Consider the following 19,942-nt stretch of genomic DNA (forward strand, 5'->3'; position numbering starts at 1 on the left):
CATTGTGAACAGAACGTTCAATCCGTCAGCCCGTCTTCCCGTCCAGCCGGAACGCGTGGATGTCCGTCCCCAGGGAGACCGTGTACACGGCACCGCCGAGTGTCATCGGGCGGCTCTCGGCGCCGTCCGCGGTCTTGCCCTTCGGTGTCGCGGTCCACAGCAGGCTGCCCGTGGTGGCGTTGAGCACCGCCACCTTGCCCTTGCCCACGGGCACCAGAAGCCGGTTGCCGGGTGCGGCGGCGGGCGCGGCGGCGCCGACGCCCTTGGGCAGTGCACGGCGCCACATGAGCTTGCCCGTACGGAAGTCGTAGGCGTACGCGGCCGATTCGTCGGAGCCGTAGAAGACATCGTCGGCGAACGTGCCGGTGCGGAACTTCCCGTCGACTTCGATGCGCTCGTAGTCGCTGTCCTTGGGCTTCTTCGGGTCCCACCGCAGGACGCGGCGCGGCCCGTCGTCACCATCACCCACCAGGAAGTACGCCTTGCCCGCCCGGACTTCGCACGCCAGGACGGAGCCGGGGAAACTGATCTCCCGGAGCTGTTCGTTGCTCTCCGCCGCGTACAGCGCGGCGAGCGTGCTCTCCCCGTACGCCTCGGTCGTGACGAGGATGCCGTCCCCGGCACACAACACCGGTCCCACACCCGGTGAGGGACCGTCCGCGGCCCATTTCTCCTTGCCGGTGGTCGCGTCGAGAGCTCTGAGCACTGTCGGCCCGCCTTGGGGGGCGTCGGCCATGAAGACCGTGTTCCGGCCGTCGTAGGCGGGGATGGCGACCTGCGTGTAGTGCTTGGCCCAGCGCGGCTTGCCGTCGGTGGTGGCGAGGCCGGTGAGCCGGGACGGGCCGCCGGAGACTCTGACGGAGGTCCAGCCGATCACGGTGCCTCCGCCGACACCGGCGATGCCCCGGTACACATAGCCGTGTCCGTCGGGGTAGTCCTGCTTCCAGCCTTCGGCGCCGGTGGCGGGGTCGAGCCTGACCGCCTGGCGGTAGGAGGTCGCGCAGTAGACGCCGCTTCTCATCGTCGCACAACTGCCGCTGCCCAGCTCGTACATGCGCCCTTCGAGGGTGATGCGGGTGGTCCACTCACGGAATCCGCCGGGCGGGTCGGGGACGGGGCCGAGGACGCCGGTTCTGGGCGACGGGGACGACGAGGGGGTTCCGGGCGAGGCGGTCCCGGCCGACTTGCCCGTGTCACCGGCCTGTTCGTCCGTGCCCCTGTCCTGGTTCACCACCCACAGCGAGCCCGCGACGACGGCCGCCAGCGTGACGAGGGCGAGGGTCAGGGTACGCCGCCGGGGGAAGCCGCCCCAGGGTTGTTCCGGGCCGGTCCGCGTCTCGGGGGACGGGGACACGGGTGCGGGCACGGGGGCAGGGGCGGGCGCCGGAGCGGGTGCGGGCGCGACGTGTGTCTCGGCCCGCGCGAAGGCGGTGAGCCGCGGCGCGGGTCCGGGCTCGGCGACCGGCTCGGACTCCCGCGCCGGTGCGCTCACGGTGGTGACCTCCGCCTGAGGCCGTACCTCGGGCCGTACCTCGGGCGGCGCCTCCGGTGGCGCCGGGGATTCCGTAACCGCCGCCTCGATCGACGTCGTCCCCGTCGCGACCGCCCCCGACATCCCCTCCTCCGTCTGCTTGAGGAGGTCCCCCACCGTGGGGCGCTCGCTCGGCTCCTTCGACAGACAGGGAACGATCAACTCCCGCAGCTCGTCCGGGAGTCCGGCCAGGTCCGGCTCCTCGTGCGTGACCCGGTAGCCGCACACGAACGGGTCCGTCGCATCGAAGGGGCCGTGCCCGGTCGCCGCGAACACCAGCACCGAACCCAGCGCGAAGACATCCGTGAAGGGCCCCGTCGCCTCACCCGCGCGGAACTGCTCGGGCGCCATGAACGGCGGTGTGCCGACCACCAGACCGGTGCGGGTGAGCGGATCGCTGTCCACGGCCCGCGAGATCCCGAAGTCGATGACCCGCAGACCGTCCTCGGCGAGCAGCACATTGGCGGGCTTGAGGTCGCGGTGTACGAGACCGGTGCGGTGGATGTCGCGCAGCGCCTCCGCGAGGCCGGCCGCAAGGATCCGTATCTCCCCCGGGGTCAGCGGACCGTCGTCCGCCACCCGCGCGTGCAGCGTGCGTCCGGGCACGAACAGCGTGGCCAGCCAAGGCTGTTCGGCCTCCGGATCGGCGTCCACCACGGGCGCGGTGAAGGCCCCGCTGACCCGCCGCGCCGCGTCCACCTCGCGACGGAACCTGCTGCGGAATCCGTCGTCCTCGGCGAACTCGGGCCGGATCATTTTCACCGCGACCTGGCGTCCGGAGAGGGATCGTCCGAGATAGACGACGCCCATGCCGCCCGCGCCCAGCCGCGACACGAGCCGGTACGCGCCGACGGAGCGTGGATCGTCCCCCCGCAAGGTCACCACTGGCCCCCATGAGTCGTTCGCCGCGGTATCGAGGCCGGCCGTGGAAGCGGGCCCCGAGCGGAACCACCCTACCGGTGGGCGAGTCGTGCGAGGGCGGGAGGAGCGCACTCATCGACGATCGCGGAGGCCCGCTCCGGCCTGAGGCGCCGACGGGGTCGGTGTCAGCGCTCGGCGGTGGCGGACCGTGCCGACGCCGTCGCGGCCGCCGGTTCGGCTTCCTGAGGGACGCCGCCGGCCACGGCGATGTCGCGCAGTCCGAGACGCAGGTGTTCGACGTGGAACAGCGCCTGGTCGAGGAGCTCGGCGACGTGATGGTCGTACAGGGCGTAGATGATGGAGCGCCCCCGGCGTTCGCCGGTGACCAGGCCGAGATTGCGCAGCAGGCGGAGCTGGTGGGAACAGGCGGACTGCTCCATCCCCACCGCTTCGGCCAACTCGCCGACCGCGCAGGGGCCCTCCTGGAGACGGGCGAGGATATACAGCCGCGAGGGGGTCGCCAGCGCCTGGAGGGTGGAGGCGACGTCCGCGGGCCCCGCGGCGTCGAGACGCTCGCGGGCGCTGGCGTCGTTCCTTCTCTCTGTCCCATGGCCCATGTCGGCCATCCTACCGACGACCGGCGAAGAGCCGCCGGGCCAGGATGCGGCGGGCGGGGTCCGCCGGCTGTTCGGCCATCGATATCGTGCGTGCGCGGACAGGCAGTGCGCGGTGTTGCCCGGCAAGGGGCGAGGAGCGAGCGATGGGTACGTCGGCGAGGTCTGCCGGAGCGGGACAGCTGAAGCGGCATCTGGGTGTGTTCGACGCCGTGGTGATCGGGCTCGGAGCGATGATCGGCGCGGGAATCTTCGCCGCGCTCGCGCCGGCCGCCTCGGCGGCCGGGTCCGGGCTGCTGCTGAGCCTGGCGGTGGCCGCGGTGGTGGCGTACTGCAACGCCACCTCCTCCGCGCGACTGGCCGCCCGCTACCCGGAGTCCGGCGGCACGTACGTCTACGGCCGCGAGCGCCTCGGGGATTTCTGGGGTTATCTGGCCGGCTGGGCCTTCGTGGTCGGCAAGACCGCCTCCTGCGCGGCGATGGCCCTGACGGTGGGCGCGTACGCATGGCCCGGCCAGGCGCACGCGGTGGCGGTGGCGGCGGTGGTGGCGCTGACCGCGGTGAACTATGCCGGCGTACAGAAGTCCGCGTGGCTGACGAGGGGCATCGTCGCGGTCGTGCTGGCCGTCCTGGCCGCCGTGGTCACGGCCTGTCTGACCGGCGGCACGGCCGATCCCGCGCGGCTCGACCTCGGCGCGGACGCCACCTTCGGCGGGGTGCTGCGGGCGGCCGGGCTGCTGTTCTTCGCGTTCGCGGGCTATGCGCGTATCGCCACCCTCGGGGAGGAGGTCCGCGACCCGGGCCGGACCATTCCCCGAGCGATCCCGCTCGCCCTGGGCATCACGCTGGTCGTGTACGCGGGCGTCGCCCTCGCGGTCCTTTCGGTCCTCGGGCCCGACGGTCTGGCCGGGGCCGCCGCGCCGCTGGACGAGGCGGTCCGGGCCGCCGGGGTCCCGGGGCTGGTCCCGGTGGTGCGGGTCGGGGCCGCGGTCGCGGCGCTCGGCTCGCTGCTCGCGCTGATCCTCGGTGTCTCCCGTACCACGCTGGCGATGGCCCGTGACCGGCATCTGCCGCACGCCCTGGCCGCCGTCCACCCGCGCTTCGAGGTGCCGCACCGCGCCGAACTCGCGGTCGGCGCGGTCGTCGCCGTCCTGGCCGCCACCGCCGATGTGCGGGGTGCGATCGGGTTCTCGTCCTTCGGTGTGCTGGCCTACTACGCCATCGCCAACGCCTCCGCCTGGACGCTCACCCCGGCGGAGGGCCGCCCCGTCAGGATCGTGCCGGTCCTGGGCATGGCCGGCTGCCTGGTCCTGGCTTTCGCCCTGCCGACGGCCTCGGTGCTGTGGGGAGCCGTGGTGCTCGCGCTCGGCGCCGCCGCGTACGGCCTGCGCAAGGCGGCCGTACGCCGCTGACCGGGGGCTCCGGCTCCCGCGGAGCTCCGGGACCGCAGGATCCCCGCAGCCCGTGGGGGCTGCTGGGCCGCTCGGACGGGAGGCAGGGCCGGTCAGCCCCTGGGGCGGCGCGTCCGGCGGGCTCACGCTTGACGTGGGGGAACACGTCACGCGGCCGGATCGCAGGAGGGACCATGCACCACACGCCGCACACCGTGAGCGAGGTGATGACGCGCCCCGTGGTGGCGGTGAGCCCGCTGGCCGGATTCAAGGAGATCGTCGCGACCATGGCGCGGTGGAAGGTGAGCGCCGTGCCCGTGCTGGCCGGCGACGGTCGCGTGGTCGGGGTGGTCTCGGAAGCCGATCTGCTGCCCAAGGAGGAGTTCCGGGACGCGGATCCGAGCCGTCTGGAGCAGCTGCGCCGTCTCGATGATCTGCGGAAGGCCGGAGCGCTGACCGCCGAGGACTTGATGAGCGTCCCCGCTGTCACGGTCCGGGAGGACGCCCCCCTGCCCCGGGCCGCGCGGACCATGACCCGGGGGAAGCTGAAACGGCTGCCCGTGGTCGATGGCGAAGGCATGCTCCGGGGGATCGTGAGCCGTGGTGATCTGCTCAAGGTGTTCCTGCGGTCCGACGAGGATCTCGCGGAGGAGGTACGCGCGGAGGTGGTCGAGCGCCTCTTCCTGATGTCCCGCGAAAACGTCCGGGTCAGCGTCACCGACGGCGTCGTGACGCTCAGCGGCCGCGTCGGCGACACCGCGCTGGTGCCGGTGGCGGCCCGTCTGGTGCGCGCCGTCGAGGGGGTCGTGGATGTCGAATGCGATCTGGTGGGGCCGGGTGCCCCGTCCACGCCGTCGCCTTCGGCGGGATCGCGACTCTGAACCACGAGAGACGACACGAAAGACGACGCGAGTCGACGAGAGACGACGGGCTCGACGGGCTCGACGGGAGACAGCCGGGACCGGGCGGCGCGTTCAGCGCCCCGATACGTCGGCGCCCGTACCCGGCGGCGTTTCGCCGGGGAATCCGCTGGTGCGCCACGACCCGCCGTCCGGTGTCACCGCGAACCCTTCGTAGCCGTCGAGGGATTCCAGCCAGTCCCGTGCCGCCTCCCCCATGGCGAAGGCCGCGGTCGCGTACGCGTCGGTCATGGTGAGCCGGGCGCCGACCACCGTGACGGACGCCGGGCCGTCCGCCGGCGTGCCGTGGTGGGGGTTGAGGATATGGGTTCCGCGTTCCGTCTCGCCCGAGGTGGCGATGGCCAGGTCGCGGCCGGTGACGACCGTACAGAGCTCACCGGGGCGCAGGGGGTCCGCTATCCCGACGCGCCACGGGGAACCCAGCGCCGCCTCTCCCCCGAGTTGCAGGTCCCCGCCGCCGTTGACACAGGTGTTGTACGCGCCCGCCTCGCGCAGGATCCGCGAGGCACGTTCGACGGACCACCCCTTGACCAGCCCCGACGGGTCGAGGACGCCGCCCGCGAGATGGCTGAACCAGCCGCCGGTGTGCCGTACGGCCCTCTTGCAGAGGCTGAGGACCTCGTGTACCTCCGGGGAGCAGTCGTCGAGTCCGATCTCTCCGCGCGAGAGACGGCAGATGATGCTCTCGGGACGGTACGTGGAGTACACCTCGTCGACGTGGTGCAGCCAGCGCACCGCCTCGCGCAGCGCGGCCTCGACGGCGGGCGTGCGCGGGTCGCGTATGTCGAAGGTGAAGACGGTGCCCATCACGTGCTCGACACGGCGCCACGGGCCGCGACGTCCCGGTGCTCCGCCCCTACCCGCACCCGCACCCGTACCTGTACTCGTACTCGTACCTGTTTTCCGATCCGAAGGGGACACCATCAGACACCGGCCTTGTCGAGTGCGCTCTGCAGGGACTGGATATAGCCCTGACTGGTGTAACTGGCGCCCGAGACCGCGTCGATGTGCGCGCTGTGGGCGGCGAGCGCCTCTTGGGTCAGTCGTGGCACCGCGAAGGCGGCGATCTGCTGGTCGCGGCCGGATCCGGACGGTACCTGGAGAACCTTGACCTCGGTGAGCTTCCCGCCCTGGACGGTCGCGGCGACCTGCACCGTGCCGTACTGGGTGTCTACGGGATCACCGGTGTAGGTGCCGCTGACCGGATGCGCGCCGCCCGCCGGGGGCACGGACCGCGTCGGCGACGGGGTCGTCCCGCTCGGCGGTGTGCCACCGCCGAGCGCGGAGGTCACGGCGGTGTGGTGCGGCTTGAGCGCGAGCAGCACGACGACCAGGGAACAGGTCGACGCGGCGGTCAGGACGGCTCGTCGCACGGCGGTCTCCTCAGAACTCGAACGACTCGTGATGGATATGACGGCGCGGCACCCCGGCGCCGCGCAGCGCGCGTTTGGCGGCGTCGGTCATGCCGGGCGGACCGCACAGATACACCTCGTGCGCGGCGAGGTCGGGCACCAGCCGGCTCAGCGCACGGGCCGTCAGCGGCGAGGAGTACGCGGCCGGTTCGTCGACGACGTAGCGCACGACAGCGCCGCGGGCCGCCGCTATCGTGTCGAGTTCGGCGCGCAGGGCGAGGTCCTCGGGGCGGCGGGCGCGGTAGATCAGTGTCACCTCGCCGGGGAGCGTCTCGAACAGCGCCCGCAACGGCGTGATCCCGACACCACCCGCCAGCAGCAGCGTCTTCCGCGATGCGCTCCGGGCCGCGGTGAAGGAACCGTACGGCCCCTCGGCCCACACCCGGGTCCCCGGCCGCAGCCGGGCCAGCGCCGCGCTGTGCCCGCCCGCCTCCTTCACCGTGATCCGCAGATGGCGGGCGAGCGGCGGCGCGGAGAGGGAGTAGGGGTTGGCGGTCCACCACAGGCCCGGTGCCAGGAAGCGCCAGCGGAAGAACTGCCCCGGCCGCGCGCCCAGTTCATCCAGGTGCTCGCCGGTGAGATGGACCGACACGACGCCCGGCGCCTCGTATCTGAGGTCGGCGACGCGCAGCCGGTGGCGCAGCGCCCGGCGCACCGGGACCAGGAAGCGGTACCAGACGATGAGCGCGGCGACTCCCAGGTACAGCGTGTACCAGGCCGCCTGAGCCGGCCGGTTGGCGACGAAGTCGGCGCCGTTGCTCAGCTGGTGGAAGAAGGCGAGGAAAATGGCCAGATACGTGGCGAAGTGCAGGTAGTGCCAGGTCTCGTAGCCCATCCTGCGCCGCGCGGCCCGTGCCGAGACGATTCCGGTGCCCACCAGCAGCACGAAGGCGGCGGTGGCCTTGAGCATGTCCGGGTAGGCGCGCAGGAATGTGGTCGTCTGGTCCACCACCCCGGAGTGTGCGGTGAGGGAGAAGCCCCAGATGATCAGCAGGGTGTGGGCGAGCACCAGCGAGATGGTGTACCGGCCGCCCATCGCGTGCCAGCGCGCGAGCCGGTCGGTGCCGAGGCTGTGGTCCAGGAGCGGTATCCGGGCCATCAGGGCCACCAGCACGGCGCAGGCGTAGCCCGCCAGGAGCCCGGTGATCCGACCCGCGCCGGTCAGCCACTCGCCCGCGCCCACGACCGACGCCGTGTCGCTCCACCACAGGGCGAGGACACCGGCGGCACCGGCCCAGATCGCTCCCAGCGTCACCACGGGTACGGCCGGACGCGGCCGTCGCGGCAGCGGCACGCGGTCCGTGGTGCGGCGCGCGTGGGCGGCGCCGGTCGTCACGCTGGTCATGGGACCTCTTTCCGCCGGTGGCCGCCGGCGTCGTTTCCACCGGCGATCGCCCAGCCTGGCAACCCAACCTCTGAGGACCCTCTGAGTGCCCTCGCTCCGGGCGTATTCAGAGGAAACTCAGAGCGAGCCCCGAAGCACACGCCCCGTATCGCGGGAGATGCTGTACGGACCATGGACAACCACAGCCACCCGCCCCGTCTGTACGGCGCCGACGGAGGCCCGGTACGGGTCCTCGTCGTCGACGACGAGCCGGATCTCACCGAGGTCCTCTCCGGCGTGCTGTCGGGCGAGGGCTGGGAGGTGCGCACCGCGGCCGACGGCGCGTCGGCCGTCGCCACCGCCCGCGCGTTCCGTCCGCACGCCGTCGTCCTGGACTGGATGCTGCCCGACATGGACGGTCTGGGGGTACTGCGTGGGCTGCGCGGAGAGCTGGAGCACGTGTGTGTGCTGTTCCTGACCGCGCGCGACTCCATCGAGGACCGGATCGCCGGGATCACCGCGGGCGGCGACGACTATGTGACCAAACCCTTCAGCCTGGAGGAGGTGCTGGCCCGGCTGCGCGGGCTGCTGCGACGGGCCGGTATGGCGCGCGAGACGGACGGTGACCGGCTGCTGGTCGTGGGAGACCTGGTGATGGACGAGGAGGCCAGGGAGGTCACCCGCGGCGGTGATCTCGTGGAACTGTCCCGCACGGAGTTCGAGCTGCTCAGGTTCCTGATGCGCAACCCCCGCCGAGTGCTGTCGAAGGCGCAGATCCTCGACCGGGTCTGGTCGTACGACTTCGGTGGCCGCGCGCATGTCGTGGAGCTGTACATCAGCTATCTGCGCAAGAAGATCGACGCGGGGCGGCCCGCGATGATCCATACCGTGCGCGGTGTGGGCTACGTACTCAAGCCGGAGCCCTGATGCGGGCCCCGTCGCGACAGCTCTTGTCCCGCGCCTCGCTGTCACCCCGTACGCTGCGCGGTCAGCTGACCGCCGGGCTCGTCGTGCTCCTCGCCCTCGCCTGTCTGACGGTGGGCGTCACCACGGCCTTCGCGCTCGAAGGTTTCCTCGTCGGCCGTATCGACCAGCAGCTTTCCGCTTCCGGGGGGAAGTTCGCGGTGAGTCTGGAGCACGAGGCCACTCCGGACGGCGACAACCGCCCCGACACCCGTGGCCAGGCGAAGGGCACCTTCGGAGCCCGGCTGCTGCGGGGTACGCCCACCCGGGCGGCCGTCGTCAGGAGCGAGGGCGACGTCTCGGAGGTACGGCTCACCATGGGCGACCAGCGCGCACTCGCCGCGCTGCCCGTCGGGGGAGCCGCGCATACGCTCCGGCTGTCCGAGCTGGGGCACTACCGTCTCGCCGCCGTCAAGGGCGACGAGAGGGATGTGCTGATCACGGGGCTGCCGCTGCGCCCCGTAGAGGAAACCGTGCACCGGCTGGAGCGGGTGGAGGCGGCGGTCTTCGGCGTGGCCCTGATCGTCACGGGAACCCTGGCGGCCCTGTGGGTACGGCTGTCGCTGCGCCCGCTGCGCCGGGTGACCAGCACCGCGGCGAACGTGGCCGAGCGCCCCCTCGCCAACGGAGAGGTCGCCATGCCGGACCCCGTACCGGTCACGGACCCGCGCACCGAGGTGGGGCAGGTCGGAACCGCGCTCAACCGGATGCTCGGCCATGTCGGCAACGCTCTGGAGCGACGGCAGGCCAGTGAGGAACGCCTGCGCCACTTCGCGGCGGACGCCAGCCATGAACTGCGCACGCCCGTGGCCAACATCCGGGGCCACGCGGAGCTCGCGCTCCGGCACAAGGGCCCCGTACCGGGCGAGGTCCGGCGGGCGCTGGACCGTATCCAGTCCGAGTCGGAGCGTATGAGCCGGCTGGTGGACGACCTGCTGCTGCTGGCGCGTATCGACGCCGGGCGCGCCCTCGACCGCGGTCCCGTGGACCTCACGCGGCTCGTACTCGACGCCACGGACGACGCGCGGGCCGCCGGACCCGGCCACCGGTGGCTGCTCGATCTGCCGGAGGAGGCCGTGACCGTGACGGGCGACGAGCACCGACTGCACCAGGCCGTCGGCAACCTCCTCGCCAACGCCCGCTCGCACACGCCCCCCGGTACGCGGGTCACGATCCGGCTGGCGGCCGACGGGGACGGCGTCCGGCTGAGCGTGGCGGACGACGGCCCCGGCATCCCCGAGGAACTCCAGCCGGAGATCTTCGGCCGTTTCGTACGCGCGGACGTCAGCCGCTCGCGGGCGGCGGGCAGCACGGGGCTGGGGCTCGCCATCGTGTACGCGGTGGTCTCCGCGCACGGCGGCACGGTCGGCGTGGAGAGCGCCCCCGGGCGCACCGTGTTCACGATGGCTCTCCCCGCGTCGCCGCCCTGGAATCACGGCGCGGCGAACCGTGACGGCGCCCCCGGCGCCTGAAGCCGCACGCCTGACGCCTGACGCCTGAGACCGCACGCCTCACGCCTGACGCCTCACGCCTCACGCCTGACGCCTCACGCCTGACGCCTCACGCCTGACGCCTGACGCCTGACGCCTGACGCCTGACGCCTGACGCCTGACGGGCGAACGCGCGATGCCCGGTCTCGCTCCGCGTCCGGGGCCGGTCGGGGCCCGGTCAAGGGCCCCGCCCGGCCCCGGGGGACCTGGACGGCCCATGTGCGGGCCCCGTTCGGCCCTGGTACGCCCGCCGGGGCCCGCGCCACGATGGAGGAGCGGCGCCACGATGGAGACGGGCCCACGACGGCGCGGAGGACGGGCATGGACGAGGTACGGGACTTCTCGGCGCGGAAGCCGATCCGGGTGTTCCTGCTCGACGATCACGAGGTCGTCCGGCGCGGGGTGCGGGATCTGCTCGACGCGGAGCCGGACATCGAGGTCGTCGGCGACGCGGGCTCGATGGATCACGCCCTGGCCCGGGGCCCGGCGCTCCGGCCCGATGTCGCCGTTCTCGACGTACGGCTGCCGGACGGCGACGGGATCACGGTCTGCCGGGAGCTGCGGTCGCGGATGCCCGGCCTGGCCTGTCTGATGCTCACGTCGTTCGATGACGACGACGCGCTGCTCGACGCGATCATGGCCGGGGCGGCGGGCTATGTGCTCAAGGAGATCAAGGGGTCGGATCTGGTGGACGCCGTGCGTACGGTCGCCTCGGGCCGGTCCATGCTCGACCCGGCCACGACGACCCGGCTGATGAGCAGTCTGCGAGGCGAGGACGAGAAGGAGGAGCGGCGGGAGCCCGACGCGCTGTCCGGGCTGTCCCCCCGCGAGCGCGAGATCCTCGGGCTGATCGGCGAAGGGCTGACCAACCGGCAGATCGGTGAACGGCTCTATCTCTCCGAGAAGACGGTCAAGAACCACATCTCGCGGCTGCTGGCCAAGCTCGGTGTCGAACGGCGTATCCAGGCCGCCGTCCTCGCCACCGAGGCCGCCCCGCACTCCGGAGGCCCCGGCCACGGCCACGGCCCCGGGAGCCACTGAGCCGCCGCGCACACGGGGTCCGACACACGAGGTCCGACACACGAGGTCCGGCACAGGAGGTCAGCAGGGGTCGACGGGCACCGTCCACACAAGGCGAGTGCCGCCACGACCAGTGCCCTTGTGGTCACCCGCTTCGACCGTCATCCGGCCGCCCAGCGTCTCCGCTCTCCCGGCGAGGTTGTCCAGGCCGCTTCGGGGAGTGTCCGGGGCCATGCCGACCCCGTTGTCCGTGACGGTCACGGTGAGCCGGTGACCGCGGACGACGAGAGACACCTCCGCGCCGGTGGCGCGCGCGTGACGCGCGATATTGCAGAGCGCCTCGCCCAGGACGGCGAGGACATGGTCGGCGACCGCCGACGGCACATCCGTGTCGATGAGCCCCTCCATGCGCAGCGACGGCGTGAAGCCGAGGGAGCGTACGGCCTGCTCGACCACCACAGTGGCGCGGACCCGCAGCCCCTGCCGGGTACGCCCCGTGTCATGGGCACGCAGGCCGAAGATCGTCGACCGGATGATCTTGATGGTCTCGTCGAGATCGTCCACGGCGCGCAGCAGCCGCTCGCGCGCCGCGGGATGGTCCACGAACCGCAGGGTGCTCTGCAGGGTCATGCCGGTGGCGAAGAGCCGCTGAATGGCCAGATCGTGCAGGTCACGGGCGATCCGGTCACGGTCCTCCAGCAGGGTGAGCTGCTCGGCCGAGCGCCGTCGCCCGGCGAGTTCCATGGCGAGCGCCGCCTGTCCTGCGAAGGCCAGCAGCGGCGCCGTCTCGGCCTCGGTGAACGGGACCTTCCCGCGGAGCCTGGCCAGCATCAGGACGCCGCGCACTCCGTCCCGCGCGACCATCGGCACCGCGACGGCGGGCCCCAGACCGTCCCGCCGCGCGGGGACCGCGGTGCTCCTCGGATCGCTCTCGACGTCCAGGCTGATCAGCGGTTTTCCCGCATGCAGGGCGGCTCCTACGAACGAGCCCTCCCGGGGCAGCACCAGTCCGTCGTGCGCTTCGGCGTGGACTCCGGTGGCGAACGCGACGCGCAGGACATCCCCGCCGCCGTCCGGCAGTGCCAGCGCCCCCAGGTCGACCGAGAGGATACGGCGCGCGTGGTCGACGACCAGCGGGAGCACCTGGGTCTCGTCCGCACCGGACAGCAGACTGGCGACGATCTCCGCGTTGGCCTCCAGCCAGCGCTGCCGGTCCCGGGCCTTCTCGTACAGCCGCGCGTTCTCGATGGCCACTCCGGCGGCCATGGCGAGGGTGGACAGGACGGTCTCGTCCTCGTCGTCGAAGTCCTCGCCGCTCCTCTTCTCGGTGAGATAGAGGTTGCCGAACACGGTGTCACGCACGCGGATCGGCACGCCGAGGAACGAGTGCATGGGGGGATGGCACGGCGGAAACCCGTAGGACTCCGGATGGTCCGAGATCTCGGAGAGCCTGAGGGACTCGGGGTGACGGATGAGTTCGCCGAGGATTCCATGGCCTTCGGGCAGCCGGCCGATGGCGTCCATCTCGTCCGGGGTGAGGCCGACGGGCAGGAAGCTGGAGAGCGTCATCTCCTCGCCGATGACGCCGAGCGCGCCGTACTCGGCGTCCACGAGCACCACCGCGGCCTCCACGATGTGCCGCAGCACCTGCGAAAGATCCAGCTCCCGCCCGACCGAGAGCACGGCTTCGAGCAGGCTCTGCATCGATTGCGGTGTCCCGTGCCGGACAGCGTCGAGCTGTGCCTGCAACTCCTCCGGGAGGACGTCCAGCCGTCTCGGGGCACCCTCGGCCCACTTGTTCCCGTCGTCGCCCACGGTCCCTCCGTCGCGGCCGGGCCTCGAACCGCTGACCAGCCGCACTTCCACCCTAGGTCCTGTCCGGCCGGGCGTCGCGGGCCCGCGACGCCCGGCACGGCACCTCGCCGCGTTGTCGCCGCGTTGTCGCCGCGTTGTCGCCGCGTTGTCGCCGCGGGGAAGGACGGCTCAGACGGAAGGCCGGTGGCGGTGGCGCACCTGGATCCGGCGGCCGGTGACCTGCGTCGGGCTGACGGCGATCCACAGACCGCGGTCGCCCCCGGCCCAGGCGGTGGTGTGCGCCAGTTCCTCCAGCCGCAGCACCCGGTCGGGGTCGGTGACCGGCTGTGCCATACCGACGACGAGAACGCTCCAGCCCTGGCTGAACGCGTCGTCGATGTGGTCCACCTCGAAGGCGATCTCATGACCGGCGGCCGCCGCGGGCGCGGCGTCCGGAGCGGTTCTGAAGGCGACCAGATCACCGTCGACCGTGTAGTTCACCGGAAAGATCGCGGGCTCGCCGTTCCGCGTCACCGCCACTCTGCCCACCCCGTGGGTGGACAGCAGGGCCCAGGACTCCGCGGAGTTCAGCGTGATCAGTTCTGGGTGGTACCCGGCCGCACCGATTCCGGGCGGGAGATCCGTCGTGGCGCCGGTCAGCTCCGGGACGCTGGTCTCCAGCGCGTCGGCGAGGCGCAGCAGGAAACCGGTTCCGGGCGCCGCCGAGTGCTCCTCCAGATACTGGATGTAGCCGGGTGCCGAGCCGGCCCGTACCGCCACGTCCTCGCGCGTCAGCCCCAGTTCCCGGCGCCGTGCCACGACCCGCCGGCCCAGGTCCGCGCGGTGCGGCACCGGGTCTCCGGGCCGGAAATCGTCTTCCGGTGCCCCGTCCGTCGTCCGGCCCGTCGTCCGGGGTGTCGTGCCGCCCGTCGTGCCGTCCGTCGTCCTGTCCGTCATGGTGGCTCTCCAGCGGGTCGGGGATGATCCTCGTACGCCCCGGCCCGTGGGACCGGGTCATTTCCGCGTCGGCGTCTCAACGGTCGCTCCGGTGGGACCACTTGGGCTCGACCAGGGACCATTCCTTCTCCCACCGCGCGTCGAGCCGGCGGTCGAGCGACCGGCGGAACCCCGCCCGCGCGCCGCTCACGAGCGCGCCGGCCGTGGCCGAGGCCACGATCCCGGCGGTCACTCCGGTGATCAGGCCCGCGGACGAGTTCTCCGGGGGCAGGGTGACCCGGTCCGCCCTGTCCACCCAGATCCGGATGGACGTCCCCTTCTTCTGGCCCTCGAAGGCGACGGTCCGTCCGGTGTGTGTCCCGCTCGCGTCGGTCCAGGTGACCGGCGCACTGCCCACCGCGCCTCCGGGGAGGGTGACCGGTACGAGATGGCTCGCGTTCGCGGTCAGACGGGCCGTGACCCGGTGCTTTCCGGCGTCCTGGGAGTGTGCGACCGCTTGGTAGTGGTCGTAGGTGAGGGTGCCCGCCGCCCATCCCGCGAGCGGGAGGCCGATGATCAGTACGACCATCAGGAGCAGTTCGACGCAGAACCGCAGCCGGTCGACCGGCCGGCGCAACGGATTGCCTTTCCCGGCGGCTCGCGGATGTCCCGGCATGTGCTTCCGGTGCTTCCGGTGGTTCCTGGGGTCCTGTGGATCCGGCGTCCGCATGGTCCGGCCTCCTGAACTCGACTGGATGAGTTCCCGAGTTCCCCGTGGTGTCAGTGGCCCGCACGCTGCGCACTCGGCGACAGATGTTCCGTGAGCCAGTCGCGGGCCAGATCCGCCACGGTTTCGAGAGCGCCCGGCTCCTCGAAGAGATGGGTCGCTCCGGGCACCACGTCGAGACGGTGCTCGCAGTGCATACGTTCGGCCGCCCGGCGGTTCAGGTCGAGCACCTGTGTGTCGGCGCCGCCCACGATGAGCAGGGTGGGTGCCCTTACGTCCGCGAGCGCCTCGGCGGCCAGGTCGGGACGGCCGCCGCGGCAGACCACGGCCTTGATGTCCGCGTGCGGCTCGGCGGCGGACAGGAGCGCCGCCGCCGCTCCCGTACTGGCACCGAAGTAGCAGACCGGCAGCGCGTGTTCGGCCCCCAGCCATGCGGTGACCAGCGTGAGCCGCCGGGCCAGCAGCGGGATGTCGAAGACATTGGTCCTGTCGCGTTCCTCCTCGGGGGTGAGCAGGTCGAACAGCAGGGTGCCGAGGCCCGCCCGGTTCAGCCGCTCGGCCACCGACCGGTTGCGGGGGCTGTGCCGGCTGCTGCCGCTGCCGTGCGCGAAGACCACCACGCCCGGCGCGCCGTCCGGCAGTGTCAGATGTCCGGGCAGCCCGCGGCCGTCGATGGTCATCTCGATGTCCCGTTCGACGGCCCGGAGGTCGGACGACGGGTCCGCTGCGTGGCTGCCGCCGGCCTCCGTACCCTCCGTACCCTCCGTACCCTCCGTGGCGATCTTCGTGGCGCCCCCGGAGGAGACCAGGCGGTCGTTGAGCAGCTCGACGACCTCGGCGTCGCTGGTCTGGGCGAAGTCCGTGTACCACTGGCCGACCGAACCGAAGTAGTCCGGTGAGTACAGGCACACCACTTCGTCGGCCTCCCCGCTCAGCTCCGCCACCGCTCCGGGCGGGGCCACGGGTACGGCCAGCACCACCCGGGCCGCACCGCGTACCCGCGCCACCTGGCAGGCGGCGGACGCGGTGGAGCCGGTGGCGATGCCGTCGTCGACGATCACCACCGTGCGCCCGGTGAGCGCGGTGGGCGGTCGCTCCGCACGGTAGGCACGGAGGCGCCCGTCCAGCGCGGTCCGCTCGGTCAGCTCCACCGCGGCGCGCTCGCGCGGCCCGAGCCGGGCGGCCCGGACCACATCGTCGTTCAGGATGCGTACCCCGCCCTCGCCGATGGCGCCGAAACCGAGCTCGGGCCTGGACGGCACTCCGAGCTTCCGGACGGCGATGACGTCCAATGGCGCGTCGAGGACCCGGGCGACCTGGTGCGCCACCGGGATCCCGCCACGCGGCAGCCCCAGCACCACAGGGTCGTCGAGCTGCAGCCGCGCCACTTCCGCGGCGAGCTGTATACCGGCGGTCGTTCGGTCGGCGAAGCGCATGCCCGCCTCCTCTCCCGAAGCCCCGCTTCCACCGCACCACGCGGACCATCCGCCCCGATAGGGGCCAAGAGGCCCATGGGGGTACCGTCCGGCCCTGTCCCCAGGTACGGGCGCTGTTCCCCGGCACGGGCGACCGGTCCCCGGTATGGGCACCCCGGGACCGGCGGTGACCGCGGTTGCCGATGAGGAAGCGCTCCCCGATGCTCGGACTCAGGGTCGCCCGCGCGACACGCGGGGCCCGGAAACCTGCCGGAGCGAAGCCGTCATGGAGGCAGGACGCCATGAGTGACCATGAATGACGACCATGAATGACATGGACCGGCTGGCGCGGTACCGCGCCAAGCGGCACTTCGACCGCACGGACGAACCTCCCGGTGAGGGTGACCGCCCCGGGCAAGCGCCGTCGTTCGTCGTCCAGATCCACGAGGCGAGCACCACGCACTTCGACTTCCGGCTCGAAGTGGACGGCGTACTGAAATCGTGGTCGGTGCCGAAAGGGCCGTCCGACGATCCGCGCGACAAACGGCTGGCGGTGCCCACGGAGGATCACCCGCTGGAGTACCGGGAGTACGAGGGCGTCATCCCCGGCGGCCAGTACGGCGCCGGCACGGTCATCGTCTGGGACCAGGGCACCTACCGGCCGCTGAAGGACACGGACCCGGGCGCCTTCGCGCGGGCGTTGGATCGGGGCCACGCCTCCTTCTGGCTCCACGGGACGAAACTGCGTGGTGGTTACGCGCTCACCCGGTTCAGGAACGGCGAGGGCGGTGAGCGCGAGGCCTGGCTGCTGGTCAAGGAGACCGACGCCGAGGGCGCCCGTCGCGGACGGACCGCGCCCGATCCCCGGCGGGCGCGTTCCGCGCGTACCGGCCGTACCCTCCGCCAGGTGGCCGAGGAAGAAGTGCCCGGAAGAGGCGAGCGGTGATGACCGGACTCCTGGAGACGCTGCCGGCCGCCGAACGCCGGAGGCTGACCGACGCGCGGCCGGGTGCCGAGCTGGCGTCCCGGCCGATGCTGGCCACCCTGAGCGACCGGCGGGCGTTCGACGACGAATGGATCTTCGAGCGCAAGCTCGACGGGGTCCGTGTGCTCGCGGTACGGGACGCGGGCGGCGTACGGCTGCTGTCGCGCAACGGCGTACGGCTGAACAGCACCTACCCGGAGATCGTGGACGCCCTCGCCGCGCAGGACCGCGCCGACTTCACCCTGGACGGCGAGATCGTCGCCTTCGCGGACAGCCGTACCGACTTCGCCCTGCTCCAGAAGCGGATGGGCGTCTCCGACGCCCGTAGGGCCCGCGCCACCGGGGTGGCCGTCACGTACTGTCTCTTCGACCTTCTGCGGCTCGACGGCGCCGATGTCACCGCGCTCCCCCTGCGCTCACGTAAATCCCTGCTCCGCAGAGCCCTGGCCCACCGGCCCCCGCTGCGGTTCATCACGCACCGCAACCACGGCGGCCAGGAGTTGCTGGACGAGGCGTGCGCCCGGGGCTGGGAGGGGCTGATCGCCAAACGGGCCACCAGCCGCTACCAGCCCCGCCGGTCCCCCGACTGGCTGAAGCTCAAGTGCCTGCGCGCGCAGGAGTTCGTCATCGGCGGCTTCACGGAACCGTCCGGTTCGCGCATCGGCTTCGGAGCGCTACTCCTCGGGTACTACGAGGGGGGCCGGCTGCGCTACGCGGGCAAGGCCGGTACCGGGTACGACCGCGCGACGCTGCGGGATCTGCGCCGTCGGCTCGACGAACTGGCCGTGGACCACTCGCCGTTCGCGACCCCCGTCCGTGAACGCGCCGCGCACTGGGCGAGCCCCCTGCTCGTCGCCCAGATCGAGTTCACGGAATGGACGCGGGACGGGCTGCTGCGCCACCCCCGGTTCCACGGAGTGCGCGACGACAAGGATCCGGCCGAGGTGGTACGGGAGCGAGCCGCGTGACCGGTGACGGACGCTCACCCCCGCCCCGCGTCCGCGGTCAACCGGTCACCGCACCGTCGACAGGGGCGTCGCGATGTCCTCCAGCGCCCGGCGCTCGGCCCGTACCGCGAGGAACGCCGCCACCAGCCCCGCCGCGCACATGAGTCCGGCGCCGATCCGGAAGGCGAGCGCTGTGTCCCCGACCACCCCGGACGCCGTGAGGTCCGCGAAGACCAGCGGGCCGCTGATACCGCCCGCCGCCGTACCGAGCGCGTAGAAGAACGCGATCGCCATGGCGCGGGTCTCCATCGGGAAGATCTCGGAAACCGTGAGGTACGCACTGCTGGCGCCCGCCGACGCGAAGAAGAGCACCACGCACCAGCACGCGGTGAGTGTCGTGGCCGTCAGCGAGCCTCGGTCGAAGAGCCACGCGGTGCCGAAGAGCAGGACGCCCGACAGCAGATAGGTGCCGGAGATCATGATGCGGCGGCCGACCGTGTCGAAGAGCTTGCCGAGCAGCAGGGGGCCGACGAAGTTGCCGGCGGCGATGACCGCGAAGTAGTAGCCCGTGTGTCCCGTCCCGACACCGAAGAACGTGGTCAGGATCGTGCCGAACCCGAAGGTGATCGCGTTGTAGAGGAACGCCTGCCCGATGAAGAGCGACAGGCTCAGCACCGCCCGCCCGGGGTACCGGCGGAAGACCGTCCTGGCGATGAGGCCGAAGCCGATGCTCTTGCGCTCATGGATCGTGATCTCACCGGCCGGCGGAGGGAGTTTCCCGTGTTTCTCCGCCTCGATGCTCCGTTCGACGGAATCGACCAGCTTCTCCGCCTCCTCGCCGTACCCGTGGATGAGCTGCCAGCGGGGGCTCTCCGGTACGTGCCGTCGTACGAGGAGGATGGCCAGGCCGAGGACGACGCCGAGTCCGAAGGAGAGGCGCCATCCCAGGTTCTCGGGGAGCAGCTCGGTGTTCAGCATCACGATGGACAGCAGCGAGCCGCCCACGGCCCCCAGCCAGTAGCTGCCATTGATGATCAGGTCGACACGTCCCCGGTAGGTGGACGGAATCAGCTCGTCGATGGCCGAGTTGATGGCCGCGTACTCGCCACCGATGCCGAATCCGGTGAGGAAGCGGAAGACGAAGAACCACCAGACGTCGAAGGACAGCGCGGTCATCGCGGTGGCACCGAGGTAGACCGCGAGGGTCACCATGAACAGCTTCTTGCGGCCGTAGAGGTCGGTGAGCCGGCCGAAGAACAGCGCGCCCGCGCACGCGCCCGCCACGTACAGAGCGGCGGCGACGCCCGTGACCTGTGCCGATGTGATCGCCAGACCGCTGCCCGGCTCGGACAGGCGCCCGGCGATATTGCCGACGATCGTGACTTCGAGGCCGTCCAGAATCCAGACGGTGCCGAGACCGATCACGATCATCCAGTGCCAGCGCGACCAGGGCAGCCGGTCGAGCCGGGCCGGTACGGCCGTCGTGATGGTGCCCGGCTCCGGAGCGGCAGGCGGCGTCATCGCTTTCCTCCTGCCGTCGCGTACGTCCGTGCGTCGCGTCGCGTACGTCGCACTGAACCACTATCCGACGGCTGTCCCCGCCGCGCCGGTT

Annotated in this window: 17 protein-coding genes; 7 read left to right on the forward strand and 10 right to left on the reverse strand. The window is 72.0% G+C overall.

The window, feature by feature from the left end; genetic code table 11:
* Positions 1 to 25 precede the first annotated feature (25 nt).
* Complete coding sequence (locus tag ACIRQP_RS25500; protein WP_403893450.1) at positions 26 to 2,413, reverse strand: protein kinase; 2,388 nt, start codon at positions 2,411 to 2,413, stop codon at positions 26 to 28.
* A gap of 164 nt (positions 2,414 to 2,577) precedes the next feature.
* Positions 2,578 to 3,009: an ArsR/SmtB family transcription factor gene (locus tag ACIRQP_RS25505; RefSeq protein WP_403893451.1), complete on the reverse strand. Its 432-nt coding sequence runs from the start codon at positions 3,007 to 3,009 to the stop codon at positions 2,578 to 2,580.
* 143 nt (positions 3,010 to 3,152) lie between these two features.
* On the opposite strand from ACIRQP_RS25505, the gene ACIRQP_RS25510 reads away from it, so the two are divergent.
* Entirely contained in the window at positions 3,153 to 4,418 is a 1,266-nt protein-coding gene (locus ACIRQP_RS25510) for an APC family permease (RefSeq protein ID WP_403893452.1), read from the forward strand.
* Positions 4,419 to 4,591: 173 nt separating this feature from the next.
* The gene (locus tag ACIRQP_RS25515; protein ID WP_403893453.1) at positions 4,592 to 5,278 is read left to right on the forward strand and encodes a CBS domain-containing protein; all 687 of its coding nucleotides are present in this window, start codon (positions 4,592 to 4,594) and stop codon (positions 5,276 to 5,278) included.
* Positions 5,279 to 5,371: 93 nt separating this feature from the next.
* Here ACIRQP_RS25515 and ACIRQP_RS25520 read toward each other — a convergent pair whose 3' ends face one another.
* From ACIRQP_RS25520 to ACIRQP_RS25530, 3 genes are all read right to left on the reverse strand, one after another.
* Positions 5,372 to 6,124 carry an FAD:protein FMN transferase gene (locus ACIRQP_RS25520; RefSeq protein WP_403893454.1) on the reverse strand — a complete coding sequence of 251 codons (753 nt, stop codon included), beginning with the start codon at positions 6,122 to 6,124 and terminating at the stop codon, positions 5,372 to 5,374.
* A gap of 116 nt (positions 6,125 to 6,240) precedes the next feature.
* On the reverse strand, positions 6,241 to 6,690 hold the full coding sequence (locus ACIRQP_RS25525) for an FMN-binding protein (RefSeq protein WP_403893455.1): 450 nt from the start codon (positions 6,688 to 6,690) through the stop codon (positions 6,241 to 6,243).
* Between the two features lie 10 nt (positions 6,691 to 6,700).
* A complete protein-coding gene (locus tag ACIRQP_RS25530) occupies positions 6,701 to 8,074 on the reverse strand; it encodes a ferric reductase-like transmembrane domain-containing protein (protein ID WP_403893456.1) in 1,374 nt (457 codons plus the stop codon).
* Positions 8,075 to 8,245: 171 nt separating this feature from the next.
* On the opposite strand from ACIRQP_RS25530, the gene ACIRQP_RS25535 reads away from it, so the two are divergent.
* From ACIRQP_RS25535 to ACIRQP_RS25545, 3 genes are all read left to right on the forward strand, one after another.
* The gene (locus tag ACIRQP_RS25535) at positions 8,246 to 8,980 is read left to right on the forward strand and encodes a response regulator transcription factor (RefSeq protein WP_403893457.1); all 735 of its coding nucleotides are present in this window, start codon (positions 8,246 to 8,248) and stop codon (positions 8,978 to 8,980) included.
* Positions 8,980 to 10,488, forward strand: coding sequence for a sensor histidine kinase (locus ACIRQP_RS25540; protein ID WP_403893458.1), 1,509 nt, complete (start codon positions 8,980 to 8,982; stop codon positions 10,486 to 10,488). Before ACIRQP_RS25535 ends, ACIRQP_RS25540 begins: the two co-directional genes overlap by 1 nt.
* 339 nt (positions 10,489 to 10,827) lie before the next feature.
* Entirely contained in the window at positions 10,828 to 11,547 is a 720-nt protein-coding gene (locus ACIRQP_RS25545) for a response regulator (protein WP_403893459.1), read from the forward strand.
* A 60-nt stretch (positions 11,548 to 11,607) separates the two neighbouring features.
* Here ACIRQP_RS25545 and ACIRQP_RS25550 read toward each other — a convergent pair whose 3' ends face one another.
* The 4 genes from ACIRQP_RS25550 to ACIRQP_RS25565 form a co-directional block, all read right to left on the reverse strand.
* Positions 11,608 to 13,341 (reverse strand): GAF domain-containing protein, encoded by a 1,734-nt coding sequence (locus tag ACIRQP_RS25550; protein ID WP_403893460.1) that lies wholly within the window; start codon positions 13,339 to 13,341, stop codon positions 11,608 to 11,610.
* A gap of 168 nt (positions 13,342 to 13,509) precedes the next feature.
* On the reverse strand, positions 13,510 to 14,277 hold the full coding sequence (locus tag ACIRQP_RS25555) for a helix-turn-helix domain-containing protein (protein ID WP_403893461.1): 768 nt from the start codon (positions 14,275 to 14,277) through the stop codon (positions 13,510 to 13,512).
* A gap of 76 nt (positions 14,278 to 14,353) precedes the next feature.
* Positions 14,354 to 14,986: a hypothetical protein gene (locus ACIRQP_RS25560; RefSeq protein WP_403893462.1), complete on the reverse strand. Its 633-nt coding sequence runs from the start codon at positions 14,984 to 14,986 to the stop codon at positions 14,354 to 14,356.
* Between the two features lie 50 nt (positions 14,987 to 15,036).
* On the reverse strand, positions 15,037 to 16,419 hold the full coding sequence (locus ACIRQP_RS25565; protein WP_403893463.1) for a phosphoribosyltransferase family protein: 1,383 nt from the start codon (positions 16,417 to 16,419) through the stop codon (positions 15,037 to 15,039).
* 304 nt (positions 16,420 to 16,723) lie between these two features.
* On the opposite strand from ACIRQP_RS25565, the gene ACIRQP_RS25570 reads away from it, so the two are divergent.
* Both ACIRQP_RS25570 and ligD read left to right on the forward strand, forming a co-directional pair.
* Complete coding sequence (locus tag ACIRQP_RS25570; RefSeq protein ID WP_403893492.1) at positions 16,724 to 17,344, forward strand: DNA polymerase ligase N-terminal domain-containing protein; 621 nt, start codon at positions 16,724 to 16,726, stop codon at positions 17,342 to 17,344.
* Positions 17,344 to 18,351 carry a non-homologous end-joining DNA ligase gene (ligD, locus tag ACIRQP_RS25575; RefSeq protein ID WP_403893464.1) on the forward strand — a complete coding sequence of 336 codons (1,008 nt, stop codon included), beginning with the start codon at positions 17,344 to 17,346 and terminating at the stop codon, positions 18,349 to 18,351. The genes ACIRQP_RS25570 and ligD overlap by 1 nt, the downstream gene beginning before the upstream one ends.
* Positions 18,352 to 18,396: 45 nt before the next feature.
* Here ligD and ACIRQP_RS25580 read toward each other — a convergent pair whose 3' ends face one another.
* The gene (locus tag ACIRQP_RS25580) at positions 18,397 to 19,851 is read right to left on the reverse strand and encodes an MFS transporter (protein WP_403893465.1); all 1,455 of its coding nucleotides are present in this window, start codon (positions 19,849 to 19,851) and stop codon (positions 18,397 to 18,399) included.
* Positions 19,852 to 19,942 lie beyond the last annotated feature (91 nt).

Source organism: Streptomyces sp. NPDC102274 (genome assembly GCF_044766385.1).
Classification (GTDB): Bacteria; Actinomycetota; Actinomycetes; order Streptomycetales; family Streptomycetaceae; genus Streptomyces.